At 44.0% G+C, this 22262-nt stretch carries 15 protein-coding genes; 5 read left to right on the top strand and 10 right to left on the bottom strand.

Annotated features, from left to right (window positions below; translation table 11 throughout):
• Positions 1–49: 49 nt before the first annotated feature.
• The 6 genes from I3255_RS02120 to I3255_RS02095 all read right to left on the bottom strand — a co-directional run bounded on the left by I3255_RS02120 (position 50) and on the right by I3255_RS02095 (position 6218).
• Positions 50–1603 (bottom strand): alanine/glycine:cation symporter family protein, encoded by a 1554-nt coding sequence (locus tag I3255_RS02120; RefSeq protein WP_238036333.1) that lies wholly within the window; start codon positions 1601–1603, stop codon positions 50–52.
• A 451-nt stretch (positions 1604–2054) separates the two neighbouring features.
• Complete coding sequence (locus tag I3255_RS02115) at positions 2055–2513, bottom strand: hypothetical protein (RefSeq protein WP_238036331.1); 459 nt, start codon at positions 2511–2513, stop codon at positions 2055–2057.
• 101 nt (positions 2514–2614) lie between these two features.
• Positions 2615–3871, bottom strand: a complete 1257-nt coding sequence (glyA, locus tag I3255_RS02110) for a serine hydroxymethyltransferase (protein ID WP_238036329.1) — start codon at positions 3869–3871, stop codon at positions 2615–2617.
• Positions 3864–4118, bottom strand: coding sequence for a hypothetical protein (locus I3255_RS02105; RefSeq protein ID WP_238036326.1), 255 nt, complete (start codon positions 4116–4118; stop codon positions 3864–3866). Before I3255_RS02105 ends, glyA begins: the two co-directional genes overlap by 8 nt.
• 185 nt (positions 4119–4303) lie before the next feature.
• Entirely contained in the window at positions 4304–4804 is a 501-nt protein-coding gene (locus I3255_RS02100) for a chorismate lyase (protein WP_238036325.1), read from the bottom strand.
• 67 nt (positions 4805–4871) lie between these two features.
• Complete coding sequence (locus tag I3255_RS02095) at positions 4872–6218, bottom strand: GNAT family N-acetyltransferase (RefSeq protein WP_238036324.1); 1347 nt, start codon at positions 6216–6218, stop codon at positions 4872–4874.
• 609 nt (positions 6219–6827) lie between these two features.
• Between I3255_RS02095 and I3255_RS02090 the strand changes: the two genes are divergently transcribed.
• Positions 6828–9047, top strand: a complete 2220-nt coding sequence (locus tag I3255_RS02090) for an NADP-dependent isocitrate dehydrogenase (RefSeq protein ID WP_238036323.1) — start codon at positions 6828–6830, stop codon at positions 9045–9047.
• Between the two features lie 259 nt (positions 9048–9306).
• On the opposite strand, the gene icd is transcribed toward I3255_RS02090, so the two are convergent.
• Entirely contained in the window at positions 9307–10566 is a 1260-nt protein-coding gene (gene icd, locus I3255_RS02085; RefSeq protein ID WP_238036322.1) for an NADP-dependent isocitrate dehydrogenase, read from the bottom strand.
• Positions 10567–11182: 616 nt separating this feature from the next.
• On the opposite strand from icd, the gene I3255_RS02080 reads away from it, so the two are divergent.
• Both I3255_RS02080 and I3255_RS02075 read left to right on the top strand, forming a co-directional pair.
• The gene (locus I3255_RS02080) at positions 11183–11797 is read left to right on the top strand and encodes a pseudouridine synthase (RefSeq protein WP_238036321.1); all 615 of its coding nucleotides are present in this window, start codon (positions 11183–11185) and stop codon (positions 11795–11797) included.
• Between the two features lie 182 nt (positions 11798–11979).
• Entirely contained in the window at positions 11980–12831 is an 852-nt protein-coding gene (locus I3255_RS02075; protein WP_238036320.1) for a DUF305 domain-containing protein, read from the top strand.
• A 165-nt stretch (positions 12832–12996) separates the two neighbouring features.
• On the opposite strand, the gene I3255_RS02070 is transcribed toward I3255_RS02075, so the two are convergent.
• Positions 12997–15003 carry a M61 family peptidase gene (locus I3255_RS02070; protein WP_238036319.1) on the bottom strand — a complete coding sequence of 669 codons (2007 nt, stop codon included), beginning with the start codon at positions 15001–15003 and terminating at the stop codon, positions 12997–12999.
• Positions 15004–15326: 323 nt separating this feature from the next.
• On the opposite strand from I3255_RS02070, the gene I3255_RS02065 reads away from it, so the two are divergent.
• Positions 15327–15812 (top strand): peptidylprolyl isomerase, encoded by a 486-nt coding sequence (locus tag I3255_RS02065; protein ID WP_201598934.1) that lies wholly within the window; start codon positions 15327–15329, stop codon positions 15810–15812.
• A 502-nt stretch (positions 15813–16314) separates the two neighbouring features.
• Here the strand turns inward: I3255_RS02065 and I3255_RS02060 are convergent.
• Positions 16315–18525: a carboxy terminal-processing peptidase gene (locus tag I3255_RS02060; RefSeq protein ID WP_238036318.1), complete on the bottom strand. Its 2211-nt coding sequence runs from the start codon at positions 18523–18525 to the stop codon at positions 16315–16317.
• Between the two features lie 540 nt (positions 18526–19065).
• On the opposite strand from I3255_RS02060, the gene nagZ reads away from it, so the two are divergent.
• Positions 19066–20151, top strand: a complete 1086-nt coding sequence (gene nagZ / locus I3255_RS02055; RefSeq protein WP_238036316.1) for a beta-N-acetylhexosaminidase — start codon at positions 19066–19068, stop codon at positions 20149–20151.
• 104 nt (positions 20152–20255) lie between these two features.
• Here nagZ and I3255_RS02050 read toward each other — a convergent pair whose 3' ends face one another.
• Positions 20256–21848, bottom strand: a complete 1593-nt coding sequence (locus tag I3255_RS02050; RefSeq protein WP_238036314.1) for an OmpA family protein — start codon at positions 21846–21848, stop codon at positions 20256–20258.
• Positions 21849–22262 lie beyond the last annotated feature (414 nt).

Genomic DNA, 22262 nt, shown 5'->3' with positions numbered 1-22262 from the left:
AATGCTAAGCGGTTTTTTTGTGTTATAACAGCGTGTTCAATCAAACCCATTATTTATACTTTTTAATTTCACCACTTTTCACACGAGCAATAAAGGAATTGACTTCTTTTTTCACCACTGGCATTAAGAAGTACAAACCAATGATGTTAAAGATAGACATCGCGAAGATGGCGGCATCTGAGAAGTCGATAACAAAGCTGAACTGTATGATGGTACCGATAATGACGAAGATAAGAAAGATGAGTTTATATATTACTTCGCCAACTTTACCTTCACCGAAAAGATACGTCCAAGCTTTTAGACCGTAGTATGACCATGAAATCATGGTTGAAAAAGCGAACAATACCACAGCGACGGCTAAGAAGTACTGGAAGATTGGAGCTGTTTCCATAAAGGCCGCACGGGTTAGATCCACACCAGTGAGCGCTTGCGTTTGTAAGTTTGCTACGGTATTCACACCAGATATCGTAATAACCAGCGCTGTCATAGTACAAATGATAACGGTATCGATAAATGGCTCTAATAAAGCGACTAGACCTTCAGTAGCAGGCTCATTTGTTTTTACCGCTGAGTGGGCAATAGCGGCCGAACCAATACCTGCTTCGTTAGAGAAGGTCGCACGTTTCAAGCCTTGGATTAACGCCCCAATAAACCCACCAGCTACGCCAGCACCCGTGAAAGCACCCGTGAAGATCTCTCCAAATGCCGCGCCGATATGATTAAAGTTGGCAACCAGTACGATCACACTCATGGTGATATACAACAAAGCCATAAAAGGCACGACTTTTTCAGTAACGGTTGCGATGCGAGGCATACCGCCAAGAATGACTGAACCGACTAAAACAGCTAAGCCAATACCGAAGAATAAACTGTAATCAGCAGGAATGCTAAAAGTAGAGCTCATGACCGCAAAGGCTTGGTTACCCTGGAACATGTTACCAGCGCCAAAAGCCGCCAATATACACATGAGTGCAAAACCAACGGCTAAGACCTTACCTAATCCACCCATACCACGTTCAGCCATACCGCGGCTTAGGTAGTACATAGGTCCACCTGAGACCACACCAGAGGGTAGTATCGTACGGTATTTGACACCTAACGTACACTCTACAAACTTAGAAGCCATACCGAACAGACCAACAACAATCATCCAAAAAGTAGCACCAGGTCCACCAATAGCGAGTGCTGCACCCACACCTGCAATATTACCCAGACCAACCGTACCTGATAAAGCAGTGGCTAACGCCTGAAAGTGGCTAACCTCACCTTCTTCTTTAACAGCGGGATTAGGATCGGTATATTTGCCTCTAACAATATCCAGAGACAACCCTATTTGACGAAACTGAATAAGGCCAAAGTAGGCCGTAAATATGAGAGCTGCAACTAATAACCAGCCCGCAATAAGCGGAAAGCTTGTTTCGCCGAGTGGCACTGAAAAGAAGATGAGATCGACGAACCATCCAAATGCACTGGACATAAAACTGTCGAGACCTGCACCAAATGCGGCTAGAGCTGACTGCTCAGCTTCTAAACCTGATTCAGCTGCTTGCGAGAGAGTGGCGCTGAATAGTAGCACCATAGCGATTAACGATTGTTTTTTCATAAGCATCCTTGTCATAAAAACCACTTACTGGTGAATTTTTAAATAATCTTATTAAAACCAATACTAAACAAGCAATTGTTTATTAACAATTTGTATTCTTCTTAGTAAGAAACTGTTAACACTGACTATATAACAATAACAAATAATAAACAAAACATTTATAAGCTTTCGTTAGTCAAAAGTCAAACCATCTTTTAAAGCTAACATTCGAACTCAGTTACCCTTATAACAGCTATCAAAGTATGTCGTTATTATCTTAGAGTGTAGAGAAAGCACTTAGAATATAGGCAAGGGACATAGACACCTACTCAAATGATTTAACAGTCATAACGCAAAAAACCGCCTAAACAGTGTTAAGCGGCTTTTTATCACATGCGTATCTATTCAGACATGCACAGCACTGTATCAGCTATCAGATGCTGAACGCTTTTGAATCCCTAACCTCTAATTTTTAGAGTGTAAACCCAATCACATTGAGCTTGTTCTCTTCTGCAAACTTAAATAACTCGTGAACGTGATTTAAATTCTCAAGAAACGTATTCAAACCTTCTTGGCTCTCTGCTTCATGGTGACCGATATCATGTACCAATTTTTTTGAGTCTGTCGCAGCAAATGCTTCGGCAACCTTCGGCACGACTGCCACATCATATAATAGTCCATCATGCTGCTCATGCAGAGGCGTACTGTTGTCTGCCAAAAATAACAGATCGCACAAGGCGTAATGTCCCTCTCCCAACAGCTCAATCAACTCTTCCGTATAGTGTTCAAAAGATGCTTCTCTGACACCCAAATACTGGTTGTCGCGATTTTCTCTTAGCTCATCCAGTGTAATACCGCCATTGAGCATGCTTGCTAAATTTTCCTCACGAACACTATAAAAACAAAATGACATAGATGTAGAAATAGACATCGTGTTCTCCTTATGGTTTTAATAAAACAAACAAAAAACCGCTCAGTTAGATCACTAAGCGGTTTTTTATTATACAACTCTCAAAAAGAGTCAGTTAATACTTACTGGTTTTTTTCGTATACTGGTAGCTCTTTACAGATTACTTCTACCTTACCGCGTACTTCTGCTGCAACTGCTTCATCACCGCGGCTGTCTAGTACGTCACAGATCCAACCTGCCAAATCAGCTGCTTGCGCTTCGTTGAAGCCGCGAGTAGTAATGGCTGGTGTACCGATACGAATACCAGAGGTGACAAACGGTGATTTTGGATCGTTTGGCACAGCGTTTTTGTTCACAGTGATATGTGCATCACCAAGCCATTTGTCGGCTTCTTTACCGGTCATTTCTTGCTTCACTAGGCTGATCAGCATGAGATGGTTTTCAGTACCACCAGAGATGATTTCGTAGCCACGCTCTTGGATGACTTTTGCCATCGCTTGTGCGTTTTTCACGACTTGCTGCTGATAGGTTTTGAAGTTGTCTTCTAACGCTTCTTTAAAGCAAACCGCTTTTGCCGCGATGACGTGCATCAACGGGCCACCTTGGTTGCCTGGGAATACGGCAGAGTTTAGCTTTTTGGCAAGCTTTTCATCACGCGACAAGATCATACCTGAACGCGGGCCACGTAGGGTTTTGTGCGTGGTGGTGGTAGCTACATCTGCAAAAGGTATTGGGCTTGGATAGACGCCGCCCGCAACAAGACCAGCAACGTGCGCCATATCTACTAGTAAATACGCGCCTACTTCGTCAGCGATGTCACGGAAACGCTGCCAATCGACCACTTGTGAATAGGCTGAGAAACCCGCGATGATCATTTTTGGCTTGTGCTCACGTGCTAGCGCTTCTACTTGATCATAGTCAATAAGACCAGTGCCATCGACCAATCCATACTGTACGGCATTGTAGTTCAGACCTGAGAAGTTAATGTGTGCGCCATGCGTCAAGTGACCACCTGCGTCTAGACTCATGCCCAGTACCGTGTCATTGGCTTCTAGCAATGCTAAAAATACAGCAGAGTTTGCTTGGCTGCCTGAATGTGGCTGGACGTTGACATACTCAGCACCAAACAGCTCTTTTGCACGGTCAATGGCCAATTGTTCAATGACATCTACATGCTCACAGCCACCGTAATAACGCTTACCAGGATAGCCTTCAGCGTATTTGTTGGTCAAATCAGTGCCTTGCGCTTCCATCACTGCTTGTGAGCAGTAGTTTTCAGAGGCAATCAACTCGATGTGATTTTCTTGACGAACGCTTTCTGCGGCCATCGCTTCAGCAAGTACGGGATCAAACTCTTTGATAGAAATATCTTTAAACATAGTAATGTCCTAAGTAGTGACTGTCATTGAAAAATTTCTTTGGAAAGAAGCTGATAGCCTGCTCACAACCAAACGACCACTGCGTCAACGTCGCTTGAAGTACGATCGATACCTCTGCACGCTGTTTTATGGTATGACCACTATTGTGAATGAGTCTATTAGCAAAAATTGAAATAAGAATAAACACAGGCAATTGGCTTGCCATTAACTTGACCGATCCGTCAATAAAATCGATATACATTTGCATCGATATCATCACGAAAGCGTAAGTGTAACATGAAAATTTGTACGATGAGCGCAAAAAAGCCCACCTTAAGATGAGCAAATTAAATGGCGATATAACACAGATAAATAGCCATTTAAATAAAGGATTTACTCAATGCAAATTCTTAACCCTAATCCTTTTTGTGTTTATATAAAAATAAAATGTTTTTAAGTACCACTGGACAAAAACGCAGGCAAAAAGGTTTCGCTGATAAGTAATGAGCGGCCATACCAGTCATAGCGCGTTTGCCGTTGCCAGCCGTCGCTTGTTTGTCGCACAAATCGCTGGTTTGGCAGTGTACGGCGACGTTTAAATAATACATAACCGATGGGCATACCTTTTAGCTGCTGCAAGCGTCGCGCGTTACCTTTTAGGCTTGATAGCGGAAAGATGCTTTGCGCACCGACCCATGGCTGCTTGTCATTGCCGTATAACAGTACTTCACGTATCCACGCCAGCAGTGGACGATTTAGCGCTGAGCCTTGTAGACCCAATTGTCGCTTTTGTTGCAGCGTCAACAGCCGATAGCCCTCAAAGCTACGCTCCACTCGTAACGGCTGCCCCGCCTTCTCTTCTAGCATGGCTGTGAGCGACCCTTCGGCATTGAGCCACGATACTAGTTCAGCAGGAGGTAGAGACGTGGTAGGAGTAAGAGAGTTACTGGACATAGTTAACGGCTAATCGTGAAATGTGTAAAGTAAATGCCTGAAGGCTATTATTAATTAACGGTGTATATCAATGAAGCGTATCAAAGGCTGGCATATTGTCTGCGTTAAATGGTAGTGCCTCATGGGCTTGCTGGCGATATTGTGCCATATGCATCCGATCTCTGGCACAAAAATCGCCAATCGCAGGGACAAAACGCGGATCATAAATGCGGTGGAGCGAGTGCGTCGTCGTTGGGATAAACCCGCGAACCAATTTATGCTCGCCTTGCGTACCTGGATCAAAGGACGCTAGCCCCTGCTCAATGGCGAACTCAATGCCTTGATAATAGCACAGCTCGAAGTGCAAGCTATCATACTCACCAAGCGCACCCCAGTATCGACCGTACAAGGTTGCATTATTATCAACATCGTTATTAACATCGCTATCAACACTGTCGTTGTCGCTATTACTATCAGGTGTGTCATATAAGAACAGGCTACTGGCGATAATCTCACCATCGGCATCAAGTGCTTGCGCGAGCATAATATTTTCAGACATACTTGCTGCCAATGCCATAAAAAAGTCGAGCGTCAGATAAGGCTGCTGTCCGCGCACGGCATAGGTCATCACATAACAGTGATAAAATGCCTTCCAGTCTGCATCGCTAATATCATCACCGATTTTTCGCTGGCAGCTAATGCCTTGCTCAGCCACTTTACGACGCTCCGCTCGTATGGTTTTGCGCTTTTTGGCTTTTAATGTCATTAAAAACGCATCAAAATTCGCAAATGGTTGGCTGTTATTGAGCAGGTCTTTATTTTGCCATAAGAACTGACAGCCTTGACGCTCGAATATCGGCATTTCGATAGGCGCGGACTCTACGCCGCTCTCTTGGGCCGCTAGCGCACGCTCTATATCAATCTCCGTAGGCATTGATGTGGTGGCAATAGAGGCTAGATTAGGTGTGACAAATAGCCCATGCCAGCTTGAGGCGCCGACTTGCTGAGCGATATCATCGATACCCGCGATGGCTGTTTTGAAGATATCCTCATTTAAGCGCTCGCCTTTTGCCAACCAAAGACGCTGACCGGTAATCGGTGTATATGGCACGCTGGTGACCAATCTTGGATAGTAGTCGAGTCCGTAGCGCGCATATGCCTCTGCCCATGAATGATCAAATACAAACTCACCGCGATGATGGCCTTTTATAAATACTGGCATTACCGCGACTGGTTGCAATGCGGCATCCTCAGCCGCATCGTCGACACGATGTACCAAAATAAATATCGGTAGCCACCCTGCCTGCTCTCCAATCGCGCCCGTATCGGCAAGCGCCTGCCAAAAAGCAAATGACATAAAAGGCGTGTCTGGCGTTTGCCAATCGGTCTGGCTCTGCCAACTGGTATCATTAATCAGCGCATACTCTAAACTCATATTAACCGTCACTATATTTTGTATAGATAATCTATCTATTGATGACCTAGCCTAGCAAATTTTTGCTATTTTGCTGTCACAATTTGCAAAGTTTTTTGAGTCACAATAAAAAACCACCAATAGTGACATTGGTGGTTTTTAGGATTATGCTTGTTTGGCTATCTAGAGCATGACAGAAACCGATGAAACATATTCATTGTACCGAAAAGATGATATCGCAACAGATGACTGTTAAAATAACGTCACTACCAGCTTAGTATAATTTGAAACCCTAAGATATGAGCGAAAACAGTATACTTAGTTCATGGTACGTGATTGACATCCTCTCGAATTTATAGTGGATTTATTATAATATATCGTCAGCGACTTGCTTTCTGGCGGTTTCGTCAAGCAGTCAACGTGCCGTCTGAGAATACCCTCGTAGTGAACATCAGTAAAAGAAAATGTTTTATCAAACTTGAATATTGCTAACTTAAATATTGCTAAGCAGCTACATACGACGTACTTGTTCGAACGATATCATTGAGCATTGCATAGTATCATTGACTCATATTCAACACTATATTTGAGCTTTATTATTAACGACAACTAAAGGAAGAACTAAATAAAATGTCAAAAATTATTTATACCAAAACTGACGAAGCCCCAGCGCTTGCGACGCTGTCTTTTTTACCTATTGTAGAAGCGTTCACTAAGACCGCAGGTGTCGAAGTTGAAACCAGTGACATCTCTGTTGCAGCACGTATATTGGCCGAATTTCCTGAATACTTGACGGAAGAACAGCGTGTTCCTGATAACTTAGCAGAACTTGGTCGCCTGACTCAAGACCCAAATACCAACATCATCAAACTGCCAAATATCAGTGCCTCTGTCCAGCAGTTAAAAGCCGCTATCAAAGAGCTACAAGGTAAAGGCTATGCTATTCCTAACTTCCCAGAAGATCCACAGACGGATGAAGAAAAAGAGCTACGTAAGCGCTATGGTAAGAGCTTAGGCAGTGCCGTCAACCCAGTACTACGTGAAGGTAACTCGGATCGCCGTGCACCAAAAGCCGTCAAAAACTATGCTCGCAAACATCCACACTCAATGGGTGAATGGAAGCAATGGTCAAGCACGCACGTATCACACATGCATGGCGGCGATTTCTATGATGGCGAGCAATCTATGACGTTAGATAAAGCTCGTACCGTACGCATGGACTTGCTACTTGACGATGGCACCCAAAAAGTACTAAAACCTAAAATTGCTTTGCTGGATAAAGAAGTCATCGACCTGATGGTCATGAGCAAAAAAGCCTTGCTTGAATTCTATGAGCGTGAAATGGAAGATTGCCGCGAAGCGGGCATCTTGTTCTCATTGCACGTCAAAGCCACCATGATGAAAGTCTCACACCCCATCGTGTTTGGTCATGCGGTTCGAATTTACTACAAAGAAGCGTTTGAAAAACATGGCGAACTCTTTGATGAGCTTGGTATCAACGTCAACAACGGTATGGCCGATCTATACGACAAGATTGCTACTTTGCCAACCTCAACGCGTGAAGAAATTGAGCGTGATCTGCATGCTTGTCAGGAGCATCGTCCACGTCTGGCCATGGTTGATTCGGCCAAAGGTATCACCAACTTCCATTCACCAAGCGATGTCATCGTCGATGCCTCTATGCCAGCGATGATTCGTTCAGGTGGTAAAATGTGGGGCGCTGATGGCAAAATGTATGATTGTAAAGCAGTCATGCCAGAGTCTACCTTTGCTCGTATTTACCAAGAAATGATCAACTTCTGCAAGTGGCATGGTAACTTTGATCCAACCACCATGGGTACCGTACCAAACGTCGGCCTAATGGCACAAAAAGCAGAAGAGTACGGCTCACACGATAAGACTTTTGAATCGAGTGATGCTGGTATTGCTCGTATCGTCGACGTGGATACCGATGAAGTATTGCTCGAAAAACGTGTTGAAAAAGGTGATATCTGGCGCATGTGTCAGGTTAAAGATGAGCCTATCCAAGATTGGGTGAAACTTGCCGTACGCCGTGCCCGTGAATCAAATACGCCTGTTATCTTTTGGCTCGACCCATACCGTCCACATGAGAACGAGCTCATCAAAAAAGTTAAAATGTATCTAAAAGATCATGATACTGACGGTTTACACATCGAAATCATGTCTCAGGTTCGCGCCATGCGTTATACCCTAGAGCGCGTCGCTCGTGGCCTTGATACGATCTCTGCGACTGGTAACATCTTACGTGATTACTTAACCGACTTATTCCCAATCCTAGAGCTTGGTACCAGTGCTAAGATGCTATCGGTTGTGCCACTCATGAAAGGCGGCGGCTTGTTTGAGACGGGTGCTGGCGGTTCTGCACCAAAGCATGTTGAGCAGCTAACCGAAGAAAACCATCTACGTTGGGATTCACTCGGTGAGTTTTTGGCCTTGAATGTCTCTTTGGAGCATTTGGCAAGCAACGACAACAATGCTAAAGCTCAAGTCTTGGCGGACACGCTAGATACAGCGACAGAAAAACTGCTGCTGAATGACAAGTCGCCATCACGCAAAACAGGTGAGCTCGACAACCGTGGCAGTCACTTCTATCTAGCGCTATATTGGGCTGAAGAGCTGGCCGCGCAAGATCAAGATAGTGAGTTAAAAGCGCAATTCACGCCATTTGCACAAAAGCTAAAAGAAAACGAAGATGCGATTGTCAAAGAGCTTAACGACGCTCAAGGCAAGCCAGTAGACATCAAAGGCTACTACTATGCTGATGAAGAGTTGGCTAAAAAAGCCATGCGTCCAAGCACTTTGTTTAACGAAGCCTTGGCATCGCTATAAGTAATAAGCAATTGCTCTTGAACCATTAATCCTAATCGCTCTGGTTTTTATACCTAGATCGGTTAGGTAGGTTTAAGTCTTAGCAAACAAAACACCTCAGCCGTCTTAGAACGTTGAGGTGTTTTTTTGTGCCTATCTCAAAATGATAATAAACAACTTGCCTCTATCTATTCATTTCAAATGCATAAAAAAACCACCTACATCAGTAAATGGCCTTGAATAAATCTAATAGAGTTTAACGTTTTAGGCACTGATGCGATTACGCATCCATGTGCTTGATAATGGCTTTACCAAACTCAGAAGTACTGAGCAAAATAGCATCTGGCATCAGACGCTCAAAGTCATAAGTGACCGTCTTATTTGCGATCGCGCCTTGAATGCCACTGATGACGAGATCCGCCGCCTCACACCAACCCATATCACGCAGCATCATTTCCGCAGACAATATCAATGAGCCTGGGTTTACTTTATTCTGACCAGCATACTTAGGCGCAGTACCGTGCGTCGCTTCATAGACAGCGATTGCGCCGCCTTTGTTGGCACCTGGGGCAATACCGATACCGCCTACTTCCGCCGCTAGCGCGTCAGAGATATAGTCACCGTTTAGGTTGAGTGTTGCCACTACGGAGTAATCTGCTGGACGCATCAGAATCTGCTGCAAGAAAGCATCAGCGATCACATCTTTGATGATGATGTCATTACCCGTTTTGGGATTTTTCATCGTCATCCATGGACCACCATCCAATGGCTCAGCATCAAAACGCTCTGCTGCCAACTCGTATCCCCAATCTTTAAACGCGCCTTCCGTAAATTTCATGATATTGCCTTTATGCACGAGGGTCACATTTGGCAAGTCATTATCGATAGCATGCTGAATGGCTTTACGTACTAGGCGCTGCGAGCCTTCTTTTGAGACAGGCTTGATACCGATGCCGCAGTCTTCAGGGAAGCGAATGCTGGTCACACCCATCTCCTCTCTTAAGAAATTGATGACTTTTTTGGCATCATCACTGCCTGCTTTCCACTCGATACCTGTGTAGATATCTTCTGTGTTTTCACGGAAGATCACCATATTGGTCAGCTCAGGATGCTGTACTGGGCTTGGTACGCCTTTAAACCAGCGTACTGGGCGCTGACAGACATACAGATCAAGATTTTGACGTACAGCCACATTCAACGAACTAAAGCCACCACCCACTGGCGTGGTCAACGGTCCCTTGATACTGATGACATAGTCTTTTAAAATCTCTAATGTCTCACTTGGTAAATATTCACCGTCATATATTTTGGCTGCTTTTTCGCCCAAGTAAGCTTCCATCCAGATAATTGATTTTTTACCGTGGTAGGCTTTATCGACCGCCGCATCGACCACCTTTATCATGACAGGTGTGATATCCACCCCAATGCCGTCGCCTTCAATGAACGGGATAATCGGATGATTGGGCACATTTAGCGACAAATCAGCATTTACGGTTACTTTTTCGCCGTCTCTTGGTACGATGACCTTATCATATGACATGGATAAAACTCCTTAGTGGTAGTTATACGTCGCAAGCGAACTGAACACTTTGTTATGCTAGCTTTTCTATTATAATGGTCGCGTTTTAGACGCTTATTGGCTAAACAGAATCCGATGTGTGAGACACTTGCAGCATTGGATTGAACGATACTAAAAAATAGCTTCAAATTAAAAACGTACGAATTGATGTAAATACAATCTAAAACTGTGTATAGAAACTGCTCATTATTAAATCTAGATTATTGGCTAAATCAATAAGAAATATTACATATAAAATTTAAAAATTATTAATAAAATATAGGATCTATAATATTATGATCTCTGAAGAGTTATAATATATTGTCTTAATAATAGTAGTAAGATAAAGGGCTGAACCATCATTTCATCTTACAGATAATAGATTTATTACTATCAAAAATATAAACACCCCTACAAAAATATGGATTTAGAGTAGCAGTAAATTTGCGCGGTTGCTGTCCTACTTTTGTAGCAACATACATCGCACAGCGTACGTCAAACACGATATCTCTGTTCTTATTTTTTAGTACTGACTTTGCTTGATCAAACATACGCTAAGACTGCTAATCACTCATTTACTTTCAGGAAATATCACTTTATGCCGACTTCTAGTCTCATCTTGTTCAATAAGCCTTATGGGGTGCAAAGTCAGTTCAGAGACGATAGCAACAATGACCACGCCACCCTATCGCAGTACTTTACTGATAAGTCTTTGCGAGTTGCTGGTAGGCTTGATGCAACGTCCGAAGGGCTACTTGTTTTGACCGATGATGGCCGAGTCAATAAAGCGATTACCCATCCGCCAAAAGCCAATGCTGGACGTAAGCAAGGTAAGACTTATTTGGTACAGGTTGAGGGCATTCCTACTGCTGAGCAACTTGGTCAGCTTAAACGTGGCGTGACTCTCAAAGATGGCAAAACTCTGCCTGCTGAAGTCAAACACGTCAGTGAAGATGAGCTACCGATGGCTCTCTGGCAACGTCATCCGCCGATACGTGAGCGTAAAAGTGTACCGGACTCATGGTTGATGCTGACAATTTATGAAGGCAAAAACCGTCAAGTCAGACGCATGACCGCGCATGTTGGTCTGCCCTGTCTGCGTTTGATACGTTGGTCGGTGGCAGGGTTTGAATTGGGTGACATAGCAGTTGGCGAGTTTGTGCGTATTCACTTAACTAGTGAGCACTATCAGCAATTGGGTATTAGCTATTAGTTTGTTACGTCTAAACGCTTAGCTACCGACATATATTTTCATTTAAAGTAAATATATTACGTCTTGTTAAACGTAGCGTCTCGAATGGGTAAGGTTTATCTGTTAAGATTCAGCACGTCATTAGTTATGTAAAATAGACCTCATTTATTTATCATTTGGTCTTCTTATAGTAGGGATATATCATGATTGCTTCTCATCGTTTTGTTCTGTTGGCCACTGGCATGTCTGCTGCACTGCTATTAAGTGCGTGTCAGCCAGCAGCAGATAGTCAATCAGCGCCTGTAGAAGAAGCCACCCCGCCAATGACTGACATGACTCATGCTGAGCATGAGAATATGAGCCACGATACATCGGTAGATAGCGAAAACGTCACAGATGATGCTCAGATGACGGATATGCTCAAAGACTACACAAAGTCCATGACCAGTATGCATGACGAGATGATGATCGGTATGAGTTATAACGATCCTGATACTGCGTTTGCCAAAGGCATGCTTGGGCATCATCGCGGCGCGATAGATATGGCAAAAATTCAGCTAAAATACGGTACAGATGATGCCATGCGCCAGCTTGCCCAAGACATCATTACAGCGCAGCAAGCTGAGATTGATATCCTAAACAAATGGCTTGCTAGCCATCCTGACGCAGCCAAACCTAAGCCCAATACCGCTGCTATGCAACAGGCCTACGCTAAGGGTATGGAAAACATGCATGGTGAGATGACATTGGGTATTGCTGATCCTATGCCGGATATGGCATTTGCACGTGGCATGCTACCGCACCATATTGGCGCCGTAGATATGGCAAAAATCGAGCTCGAATATGGTACTGATGAAGAAATGCGTCAACTGGCACAGCATATCATCGATACTCAGCAAGTAGAGATTGAGCTCATGCAAAACTGGATTGCCGCGCTTGAAGCGACGAGCGATGTTGAAAACGATAACGCTGAGGCTGTCGAGCCTAATGGCGACACTACTGTAAACGAGAAGTCTGCCAGTGAGAACTCTGATAATAAAAGCAAAGAGCAGTAGCAATCAATTCAGTATAAAAATGTGAAATCGGCTATTTGTATGGTTATTTTCTGCTAAATATTGATTGAGAACATCAAAAAACCTATCAACTATGATGTGAGCCCCTTGATAAACATGTTTGCTTATCAAGGGGTTTTACTTTTTTGCCTGTACAACCCACTGCCGCTATTCTGGCTGACGCTTCATGACATCAAGCCATGTCTCCCAATTTGCCTCTTCTTGCGTTTTATCACCATTGTCCTCTAGCGCTTTATCGCCTTTTACTATGTGTAGGCTGACTTTATGAGGGAACGCTTTTCCGATAACTTCCTCACTGTCTTGCTGTTGCAGCTCACTAGGTTGCACTTGCACACACATCAACTCATCACGACGAAACAAATGACACTCAACGAGATGCTCTGCATTACTCAGCGATGCTAGCTGCTTACTATCCGCCTTGATGCCATCAATCGCGATAATGACGTCATGGGCTGAGATACCTGCTTTGGCAGCAACACTACTGCGGTTCACGCGATTGATTTTGAGTCCAGCGGGTGTCTCATTGCAGCGCATCCCCCATGGGACATGCTTATCAGCGGTTTCTTTAGTATTGACCTGCATTTTGACACCGTTTGCGAGCAGCAACGCCTCAATCGGCAGCTCCTCTACGCCGTTGACGTAACGGCGTTCAAAATCTTCCCATTCCGCTATCGGCATAAACTGCCCAATCACGTCGCCCATATCCGCGCTATTGATGCCGATGCGCTTGCTGTCATTTTGCTTTGCTTGCGTGTAGAACGCTTTGATTACATCAAACAACCGATAGCGATTATTGGTATTTTTTAGCAACATTAAATCCAGACACAGCGCCACCAATGCGCCTTTATTGTAATAGCTGATACCTGCATTACCGGTGTTTTCATCCGTTCGGTACAATTTAATCCAAGCATCAAAACTCGACTCGGCGACACTTTGGTTATCGCGTCCAGGCGTTTGATAATAGCGATTGATTTGTTCCGCTAGTAACCTGAGATAGTTTGACTTATCGATCACGCCAGATGCTTGCAGCATAAAATCATCGATATAAGACGTAAATCCTTCAAATACCCAAAGCATCGGAGTGAACGCTTCACGGCGTAAGTCAACATTGATCATGACATCGGGACGCACGGTTTTGACCCACCACGAGTGAAAATACTCATGACTGCATAAGCCCAAAAACCGCTGATAATCAGTGCTTGGTATTTTTGGCTCATCAGCATTTGGTAAGTCACGGCGCGGGGTAATCAGACTAGTGGAGTTGATATGCTCCAGCCCGCCATAGTCCTGACCACTGGCAAACGTCATAAAGGTGTACTCGTTGAATGGTGCATCTCCCAACCAATCTAGATAGGTTTGGCAAATTTGAGTGACGTCTTGCTGTAGTCTACCCATGTTAGCGCTATGCTTGCCTGAGAGATAAAAACTGTGATGAAGTGTCTGATGCTGATTGTCTTGAATAATAAAATCAAATTTATTCTGTGCTGCAATCTCAAAAGGATAATCAATCAGCTCATGATAACTGTCTGCCTGTAATTGATAACAGTGCCGTTTATCTTCGCTCTGACCATCAACACGCAGATGCGTAGATGCCAAGCCACATGCCAACAGCACATTACTCTCATCTTTATCTATCAAAAACGACTCTGGGACAATCAAGCTGACTTGTACAGGAATCTGCTCTTGCCCATCGACCGCGAGTGCGAGCGATGTAAAATTACCATATAGACGCTGCTGATCGACATAAGCGGTACGTACCGATAGGTCATAACAGTAGACTTCATACTCAACATCTACCCTCTGCCCTGTCTGAACCGTTGGCAGCTGCCACGTATGTTTATCTACCTTTTGTGCACGATAAGTTTCAGAAAGCTCGTCACCTTCTTTGATTTGGCTGTCTGTTATTCGATAATGCACAGCGGTGATGTTGCGAGCAAACTCACGCATCAGATAACTGCCTGGTATCCATGCTGGTAGCCAAAGTTGAGGCGCGGCTGAGGTTGCTGTAAAGGTTAATGACACATCAACCAAATGCTCAGAAAAACGGGCAAAATCGAACTGGTAGCTGATATCAGCCATATTATTGATATCATCATGGCTGATTGAATCGTCGCTCGTTAGCTGGTTATTAGTATTATCGGCAAATGCAGTCATAGTATCTCTCATCCTTATTTTATTGTTATGTTAGGAGTCCTTCCCAAAAAACGCAACTCCCAAACCCTGAGTGGCCAGTAGTTATCGATTAACTATAGAAAATAGCAGTTATTATTGTAAATTGTGGCATTAATTGGCATTTTTTATGTTTTTTGCCTTGAAACTTATATACGCCATCTCAATTAAAGATGCTAACTGCTAAAGTTACTTTAATAAACTGATGATAATTGACTAATACTGTGGCTACTTGGCTTGCTGATTGGCTTTTTTAGGTTTATTGCAACCGTATTTAATTTTTTACATAGATATATTTAGGATATTTTATGACTACTATCGCAAAAGACACTGCCGTCAAATTCAATTACACATTAAAAGACGACGAAGGCAATATCCTTGACCAGTCTCCAGAAGGTCAGCCACTTGCTTATCTACATGGTCACAGCAACATCATCCCAGGCCTAGAATCACAACTAGAAGGCAAATCTGCTGGCGAAAAAGTCAACGCAGTAGTTGAACCTGCTGATGGCTACGGCGAGTACCAAGAGCAAGCGGTACAGCACGTACCACGCGAAAACTTCCAAGGCGTTGATGATATCCAGCCTGGTATGCAGTTCCAATCAGAAGCTGGTGGCCAAGTTATGCTAGTGACGGTAACTGACGTAAACGATCAAGAAGTAACCGTTGATGCAAACCATCCATTGGCTGGTAAGCGTTTGACATTTGACGTTGAAATCCAGGAAGTACGTGCAGCAACTGAAGACGAACTAAACCACGGCCATGTACATGGCGCAGGTGGCGTTGAGCACTAATCTCTTCTAGAGTATAGTGAAAATGATTAGACGATGAATGATTAAAGAATGAATCGACTAATCAAGAAGGCCAGTGGCAATGTCTACTGGTCTTTTTTTATGGAATTTTTATAGTAAGTCATAGGTTAAATCAATAGAGAAAAGGCAATTTATAGATTACTTATAAATATCCGATAAAATATATTACCAAATTCCAGACATAACAAAGCCGCATAACGACAAGCGTCATGCGGCTTTTATTACCAACCATCCATGTTAGCGTTACGTGATACCTAATCCCGGGGTATCTCATAACTGACAGGCATCCAGCCTTATCATCCCTAATCAGCAAACCACTTATCCCTGATGCGACCTTTAAGATACCAATCCCTAGTATCAATGAACCGTTTCGTTCAATCGTACCGTACAGTTATAGTCGCAGATTGACCTATGATTGGTAAGTGGTTCAAGCGTCAATCCATGTAAGCATATGCTTACATGGGCATAGTGGGTACTTGATAATTTATAGCTTCTCTTCAGGGCTGAGCAATTTTTTGGGTTCTGCACTCAGCATCAGATAAGCGGCTTCATTAATAAACGCCTCATCTTCTGGCAACTCTGGGCGCTCAGCAGCTTTCATACGGCTACGCTCTTCAAACTTTGCATCCATCGCGGCCTGATACGTATTCCAATTAGAATAGGGGCGTTCACCAGTAGCGATAAGACGTCTATTTTCGGCTTCTAACGAACGCTTTTCAATCAGCTGCATTTTGGCTCGGCGGCTGTTAATATCTAAACGAACCGGTTTTTTCTCATCATCCATATTACGAATATCATTGAGCGTCGACAAATAAGTAAACTGCGGGTTCTTCTCTTGGCGCATCTTAGACTGCTGATTGAGCGTCGCTAGTGTATCGCTAGTGAACTTCCCTTCAGGCTTATAAGGCGCCGTTCTGATGGTATCCCAAGGCAAGGCTTTTTTCTGCGCGCGTTCGCCAAAGGTCGCATCATCATAGATATTGACCAATTCAACATCAGGTACCACGCCTTTATTCTGCGTACTACCACCTGTGATACGATAGAACTTACGCTGAGTCAAGGTTGCAGAACCTAGCGCCAAGCTATCAAGTTGAATCTGCGCAGAGCCTTTACCTGTGGTCGTACTACCCACCACCAATCCACGACCATAATCTTGAATGGCCGCGGCAAAGATTTCGCTGGCTGAGGCCGATGCTAGGTTGGTAATAACCACCATCTTGCCATCATAAAGCTGCTCGCCACCATCGTCATCACGGTACACTTGAATATTGCCGCGATTATCACGAATTTGTACCAGTGGTCCACTCTTGATAAAGAGCCCTAGCATTTTGGCAACCTCATCCAATGAGCCACCAGGGTTATTACGTAAGTCGACAACCAGACCATCGATATTTTCTTTATTCAATTCCTTTAATGCTTTTTCGGTATCGATACTGACACTACGGTAGTCCTCACCATTACGGCGCGCACGATAGTTTAGATAAAAGCTCGGTATCTCAAGTACGCCAATACGTTTTGGTGTTTTGTCGATATTAGGACGTTGTACCTCTACCACGCGCTGAGTCACGCCTGACTCTTCTTGCTGGATAATATCACGCACGACGGTGACCGTACGGGCACTGGCATCTGGTGTATTAGGCTGACGTAGCTTAAGTGTTACCGACGTGCCACGCTTACCGCGAATCAAGCTGACAATCTCACGCGTCGACCAGCCAACCACGTCTGTCATGGTCTCGCCATCTTTTGCGATACCAACAATCAAGTCATTGGGCTTGATTTGACCTGATTTGGCCGCTGGACCACCATCTACCAAGGTCACAATGCGGGTGTAATCTGGATTTTTACGATCAGGACGAATAGAAACACCGATGCCTTCTAACTGTAGACTAGATTGAATCTGTAGTTCAGTTGCTTGAATCGGCGCATAATAGTTACTATGCGGATCATAGGTCAGCATTGCCGTATTTAGGATAGTCTCCATGATTTCATCATCTTTGAGACGCTTAAACTGCTCTTGCTGCCGCAACAAACGATTTTGCAAAATCTCATTTGGCGTACGTTCATCGTTGCGTACCAAGTCTTGTCCACGAGTGATATCTGGATTGCTTAAAAATACTTTTTCTTTGGCTTTTTCGTCCTCTTGTCCCAGCGTGATACTCATCAGCTGAAACTTTAGCTGACGTTCCCAATAGTCACGCTGCTCTTTTTTGGTTTTGAAATGGCCGAGCTTTTCACGATCAAGAATGATGGTGTCGTCACCGGTCAAATCAATATCTTTTTTTAGCATCTTGGTTGCCATGGCAAAATATTCATTTGAGCGTTTGCGATAACGATCAAAAACTTCTACCCCTGCCGATAGGTCGCCTTGCTTGAGTCGAGCGCCAAAATCATCGGCATGCTTTTTCTTCAGCTCATCAACATCAGACTGCAAAAACAAGGTATGATTTGGATCAAGACTATCAATATACATTGATAAGATTTCGCTACCCGTTTTGCTATCTAATGGCTGATTAAGGTAATGACTGCGATCCAGCAAAGCGGCGACTTGGCGAGTAGTGACCTTTTGCTCAGGTGTCTGAACAAAACTTCCCGTATTGGTTTCTGCTACGGCAGTACCGTAGCTTTGTGTCAGGATAATACCGGCGATGCCCACTGACGCTGCACTGAGTAACCACTGTGCTGGTTGTTTTTTCATCATATGTACCTAGTTATTTGAAGTTAGTGATATTATTGGTGTTATAAAAATTAAAAACTGCTGAATGTGTTATTGCCCATGACTGTCGTCTGTTTTTGCTCAATATCTGTCTTACTCTGCGTTAGCCTGCTCATTGCTATGAGCTTACAACGCTATAGCTTTATTATTCCGTCGCCTTTTTATATATGGATTCTGAATACAGATTCTGACGCTTATTATCGAATCCTGATATATAGTCAAAAATCAATATTATCATGTGCATAAATACTGAACTGTCTCAAACTGTATAAGCAATCTTACACGCAACGCCTGCACATACCAAACTTTCTATCACTTTTATCACACATAGCGACTGAAGGCTATTAGCATTAATTCGCCGACTATCCACAAATTGATTTGATACCAATAATCTGCCACATTAGGCTCAATTGATAATAACTGTCATAATAAAGTACATGAGTAATGACTGCTAAGCGATTGGACATCAATGATCGGTCAACCCCATAATATAACAATACACAAAAAAATAAGGATGACGCAATGTACGGCGTTTTAATGATTGATATCGATAATACCGCACTGACCGCAGAAGACGTCAGCTTGATCAAACAAGCACAGGTCGGCGGGGTCATACTGTTTGGGCGAAACGTCGCCGATGCGGCCCAAGTACGCGCATTGTGTGACGATATCCGGTATCACAATCAGGATATATTGATCGGTGTCGATCAAGAAGGCGGGCGAGTCGCACGGCTGCGTGAGGGGTTTACACCGCTACCTGCTATGGGCAGGCTTGGTGAGTTATTCAATCACGACCCAAGTCGTGCGCTCAGCTGCGCATATGACTGCGGCTATCTGATGGCAGCCGAAGTACTGGCGGTAGGTATTGATTTGAGCTTTGCGCCCGTGCTGGATAGAGATGGCATCAGCCAAGTTATCGGTGACCGTAGCTTTCATCAGGAGCCACAAGCGATCGTTGCCCTAGCCACGCAATTTATGCGTGGCATGAAAGCGGCTGGTATGGCCACTACTGGCAAGCATTTCCCTGGTCATGGCGCTATCGCTCCTGACTCTCATGTATCAGAGGCCATCGATACACGTAGTTTGGACGAGATCATCAATAGTGACATGCAACCTTTTGCGCAAACGCTGTCACTGCTTGATGCTTTGATGCCAGCGCATGTGATTTTTTCGCAAGTAGATAACAAACCTGCAGGATTTTCCAAAATTTGGCTAAAAGACGTTATTCGTGATCAGCTAGCGTTCAATGGTGTGCTTTTTTCTGATGATTTATCGATGGCAGGTGCAAAGGCCGCTGGCGATGTCAGTGCTCGCGTAAAAGCTGCCATTGAAGCTGGTTGCGATATTGCATTGGTGTGTAACGATCGCGTTGCTGCTCATGAAGCGGCAGCAGCAGCACAAGATCTACCCTATCCTAACCAGAAGCGCATCAAAACCATGTGCGGTAATATACCAAAGTGGCAAGGTGATCTTGAGTCTACTTGCCAGCAGTTTGATTATTGGCAACAAGCAAAAAACAATGTCTCTCAGACCTTTTTTAACGTTGAGTCTGATACACAAGTTGATGAACCTGCCAATGAATCAAAAGACCCTACTGACTATAAGTAGCTTCGTATTCATACAGAATAGCTGAAAAATTTGGCAAATAAAAAACCGCATCGTTAAGACGCGGTTTTTTAGACTTGATTACTGTCAAATTAGATATTTTTTGATTAATTCGTTGGATCTGCTGCAGTACCTTGAGTCGCATCATCGCCATCGGGTAACAAATCATCATTATCGTTGTCTAGCGGATTCAAGTCTGGGTCAAGCGAGTCACTGTTGATAATCATGCCATTATTTGGATCGACCATTTTGTCATTAACCATAAACTCAATCCGGCGGTTACGGAAACGACCCTGCTCAGTTGAGTTATCCGCGATAGGATCTGTCTCACCCATACCTTTTGTACTAAGTTTGCTCGCATCAACACCTTGAGCCACCAGATATTCTTTTACTGACTCAGCACGCTCACGAGACAACTCCATGTTATAAGCATCCGATGCTTGGCTATCTGTATGACCGATAATCATCAGGTTCATATCAGGCACTTCGTTGATGATTTTTGCAGCACGATCAAGAATGGCTTTATTGACATCAGGGATAACGGCTTCATCCACTTGAAAGTTAATAACTTGAAGGCTTAGAGCGCGCGCGACATCACGTGGGTCTGGATTGTCACCGAGATTGGTCATAGCAGCATCTGCAGCAGCCACACTCTCGTCAATCTCACCTTGCAGATCTAATGGACCTTCAGCTTCTACCCTCATCGCTGGTGCAGCGGCTTGTAAATCAGATACCAGCTTATCTAATATAGCTTTATCAGGTGCATTGACCGTGATGGTATCGCCTTTAATCACCATGCTAGCATTCGGTACATTTTTGACGATAGGCAATATCGTCGTAAGCTGCGCAGCGGCTGGCATATCTATGGCAAAATTATCATCAACATCAGCGCGGCACTTATTGGCTTCATCACCAAATGCGCCAGTTAGCGCATTCATCACATTGGTCTGTAGCGTCTCGTTGCCCACGCTCATGCGGCAAGCGTATAGCTCACCATTTTCGCCAGTGGCGATACGGAGTGAGGCAGGCTCGATGTCAGTTGCCACTACTGCTTGCTCATTACTTTGCTCGTCTTGCTGCGCGGTAGCCATCGGCGTAGCAACAGGCTCAGGGTTCTCTTGACAGCCTCTTAATAAGGCCCAAGCCAATGCACCCAGAATAATCAGACCAATAATCGGTAATAGGGCTTTCATAAAGCTGCCTTGTGGCTCTTCTTCTTTCTGTAGTGGTACGGTACTGGCCGTATCGGATATGGGTGCCGCAGCAGGAGTGGCTGCAATGGCACTCGCTGGTAAGACCGCCGCCGCCCATGCAGGAATATGATGCTGATAACTGCTGAGATTGTCATTGAGAAATTGCGGTACAGGGGTGGTTCCAGCCAAGCTTTTAATTTCATGAAAAGCAAGCGGCGCTGCCATAGCAATCAGACCACGAGAGGCTGTCTCATCGACACCATGTGCATTAGCGAGCTCACGAGAGATTTGGTCACGGTGAGCCCCTTCTGTCCACACACGATCATAAAAAGCGCTATCATCACGAGCGATATTTTCATTAGCAAAACGGCTATAGGTATCATTATTCGCGAGGCGAGCCGCAAAAATTGCATAAAATTGCTCAAGTAGATTTTGCTTAGCAGGACTATGATCGTCTGCTAATACGGCTGGGCTGACTGTGCGTGTCAAATGACTGATAATATCCATAATACAACTCTCCCCTTAATTTTTATTTATATTGTTCGATTATATAAAGCATAAAATCATCTAATAACGTGGCGGCTGTTTACTCTATCAAGTCAGATTTATCAGACCACTATAATTGGTTTTGGATATTATAGAATCGTTGAAGGTGTTTTCACAGTCGATACGTTGTTGTGCAAATGATACGTTAAGTAATGTTTCAGTTGGTACTCGTAACTATACATATATGGCTATAAAGGCATTTGAGTACAAGTTAATAGAAGTTTGATACTCAGCTACGCAAACCCGCTGCTTTTGTGAAGTAGCACCATTTTTGATACTCATACCTCAAGTACGTAAGCTAAGACCCGTTAAAATCAAAAAAGCGGTATGACAAATTCATACCGCTCCCTTGCCTAATTTTTGAACTATTTCTAA

It is taken from the genome of Psychrobacter sp. Ps6, from assembly GCF_022129235.1.
In the GTDB taxonomy this organism is placed as follows: Bacteria; Pseudomonadota; Gammaproteobacteria; order Pseudomonadales; family Moraxellaceae; genus Psychrobacter.
The sequence above is the reverse complement of the archived record's forward strand: the minus strand, read 5'-3'. Positions and strand labels throughout refer to the sequence as shown.

What these genes read in the sequence shown, in the direction of transcription:
- nagZ (WP_238036316.1), top strand. Translation starts at nt 19,066, where the DNA reads ATGTACGGCGTTTTAATGATTGATATCGATAATACCGCACTGACCGCA.
- I3255_RS02090 (WP_238036323.1), top strand. Translation starts at nt 6,828, where the DNA reads ATGTCAAAAATTATTTATACCAAAACTGACGAAGCCCCAGCGCTTGCG.
- icd (WP_238036322.1), bottom strand. Translation starts at nt 10,566, where the DNA reads ATGTCATATGATAAGGTCATCGTACCAAGAGACGGCGAAAAAGTAACC.
- I3255_RS02060 (WP_238036318.1), bottom strand. Translation starts at nt 18,525, where the DNA reads ATGAAAAAACAACCAGCACAGTGGTTACTCAGTGCAGCGTCAGTGGGC.
- I3255_RS02105 (WP_238036326.1), bottom strand. Translation starts at nt 4,118, where the DNA reads ATGCAAATGTATATCGATTTTATTGACGGATCGGTCAAGTTAATGGCA.
- I3255_RS02075 (WP_238036320.1), top strand. Translation starts at nt 11,980, where the DNA reads ATGATTGCTTCTCATCGTTTTGTTCTGTTGGCCACTGGCATGTCTGCT.
- I3255_RS02080 (WP_238036321.1), top strand. Translation starts at nt 11,183, where the DNA reads ATGCCGACTTCTAGTCTCATCTTGTTCAATAAGCCTTATGGGGTGCAA.
- I3255_RS02065 (WP_201598934.1), top strand. Translation starts at nt 15,327, where the DNA reads ATGACTACTATCGCAAAAGACACTGCCGTCAAATTCAATTACACATTA.
- I3255_RS02120 (WP_238036333.1), bottom strand. Translation starts at nt 1,603, where the DNA reads ATGAAAAAACAATCGTTAATCGCTATGGTGCTACTATTCAGCGCCACT.
- glyA (WP_238036329.1), bottom strand. Translation starts at nt 3,871, where the DNA reads ATGTTTAAAGATATTTCTATCAAAGAGTTTGATCCCGTACTTGCTGAA.
- I3255_RS02095 (WP_238036324.1), bottom strand. Translation starts at nt 6,218, where the DNA reads ATGAGTTTAGAGTATGCGCTGATTAATGATACCAGTTGGCAGAGCCAG.
- I3255_RS02050 (WP_238036314.1), bottom strand. Translation starts at nt 21,848, where the DNA reads ATGGATATTATCAGTCATTTGACACGCACAGTCAGCCCAGCCGTATTA.
- I3255_RS02070 (WP_238036319.1), bottom strand. Translation starts at nt 15,003, where the DNA reads ATGACTGCATTTGCCGATAATACTAATAACCAGCTAACGAGCGACGAT.
- I3255_RS02100 (WP_238036325.1), bottom strand. Translation starts at nt 4,804, where the DNA reads ATGTCCAGTAACTCTCTTACTCCTACCACGTCTCTACCTCCTGCTGAA.
- I3255_RS02115 (WP_238036331.1), bottom strand. Translation starts at nt 2,513, where the DNA reads ATGTCTATTTCTACATCTATGTCATTTTGTTTTTATAGTGTTCGTGAG.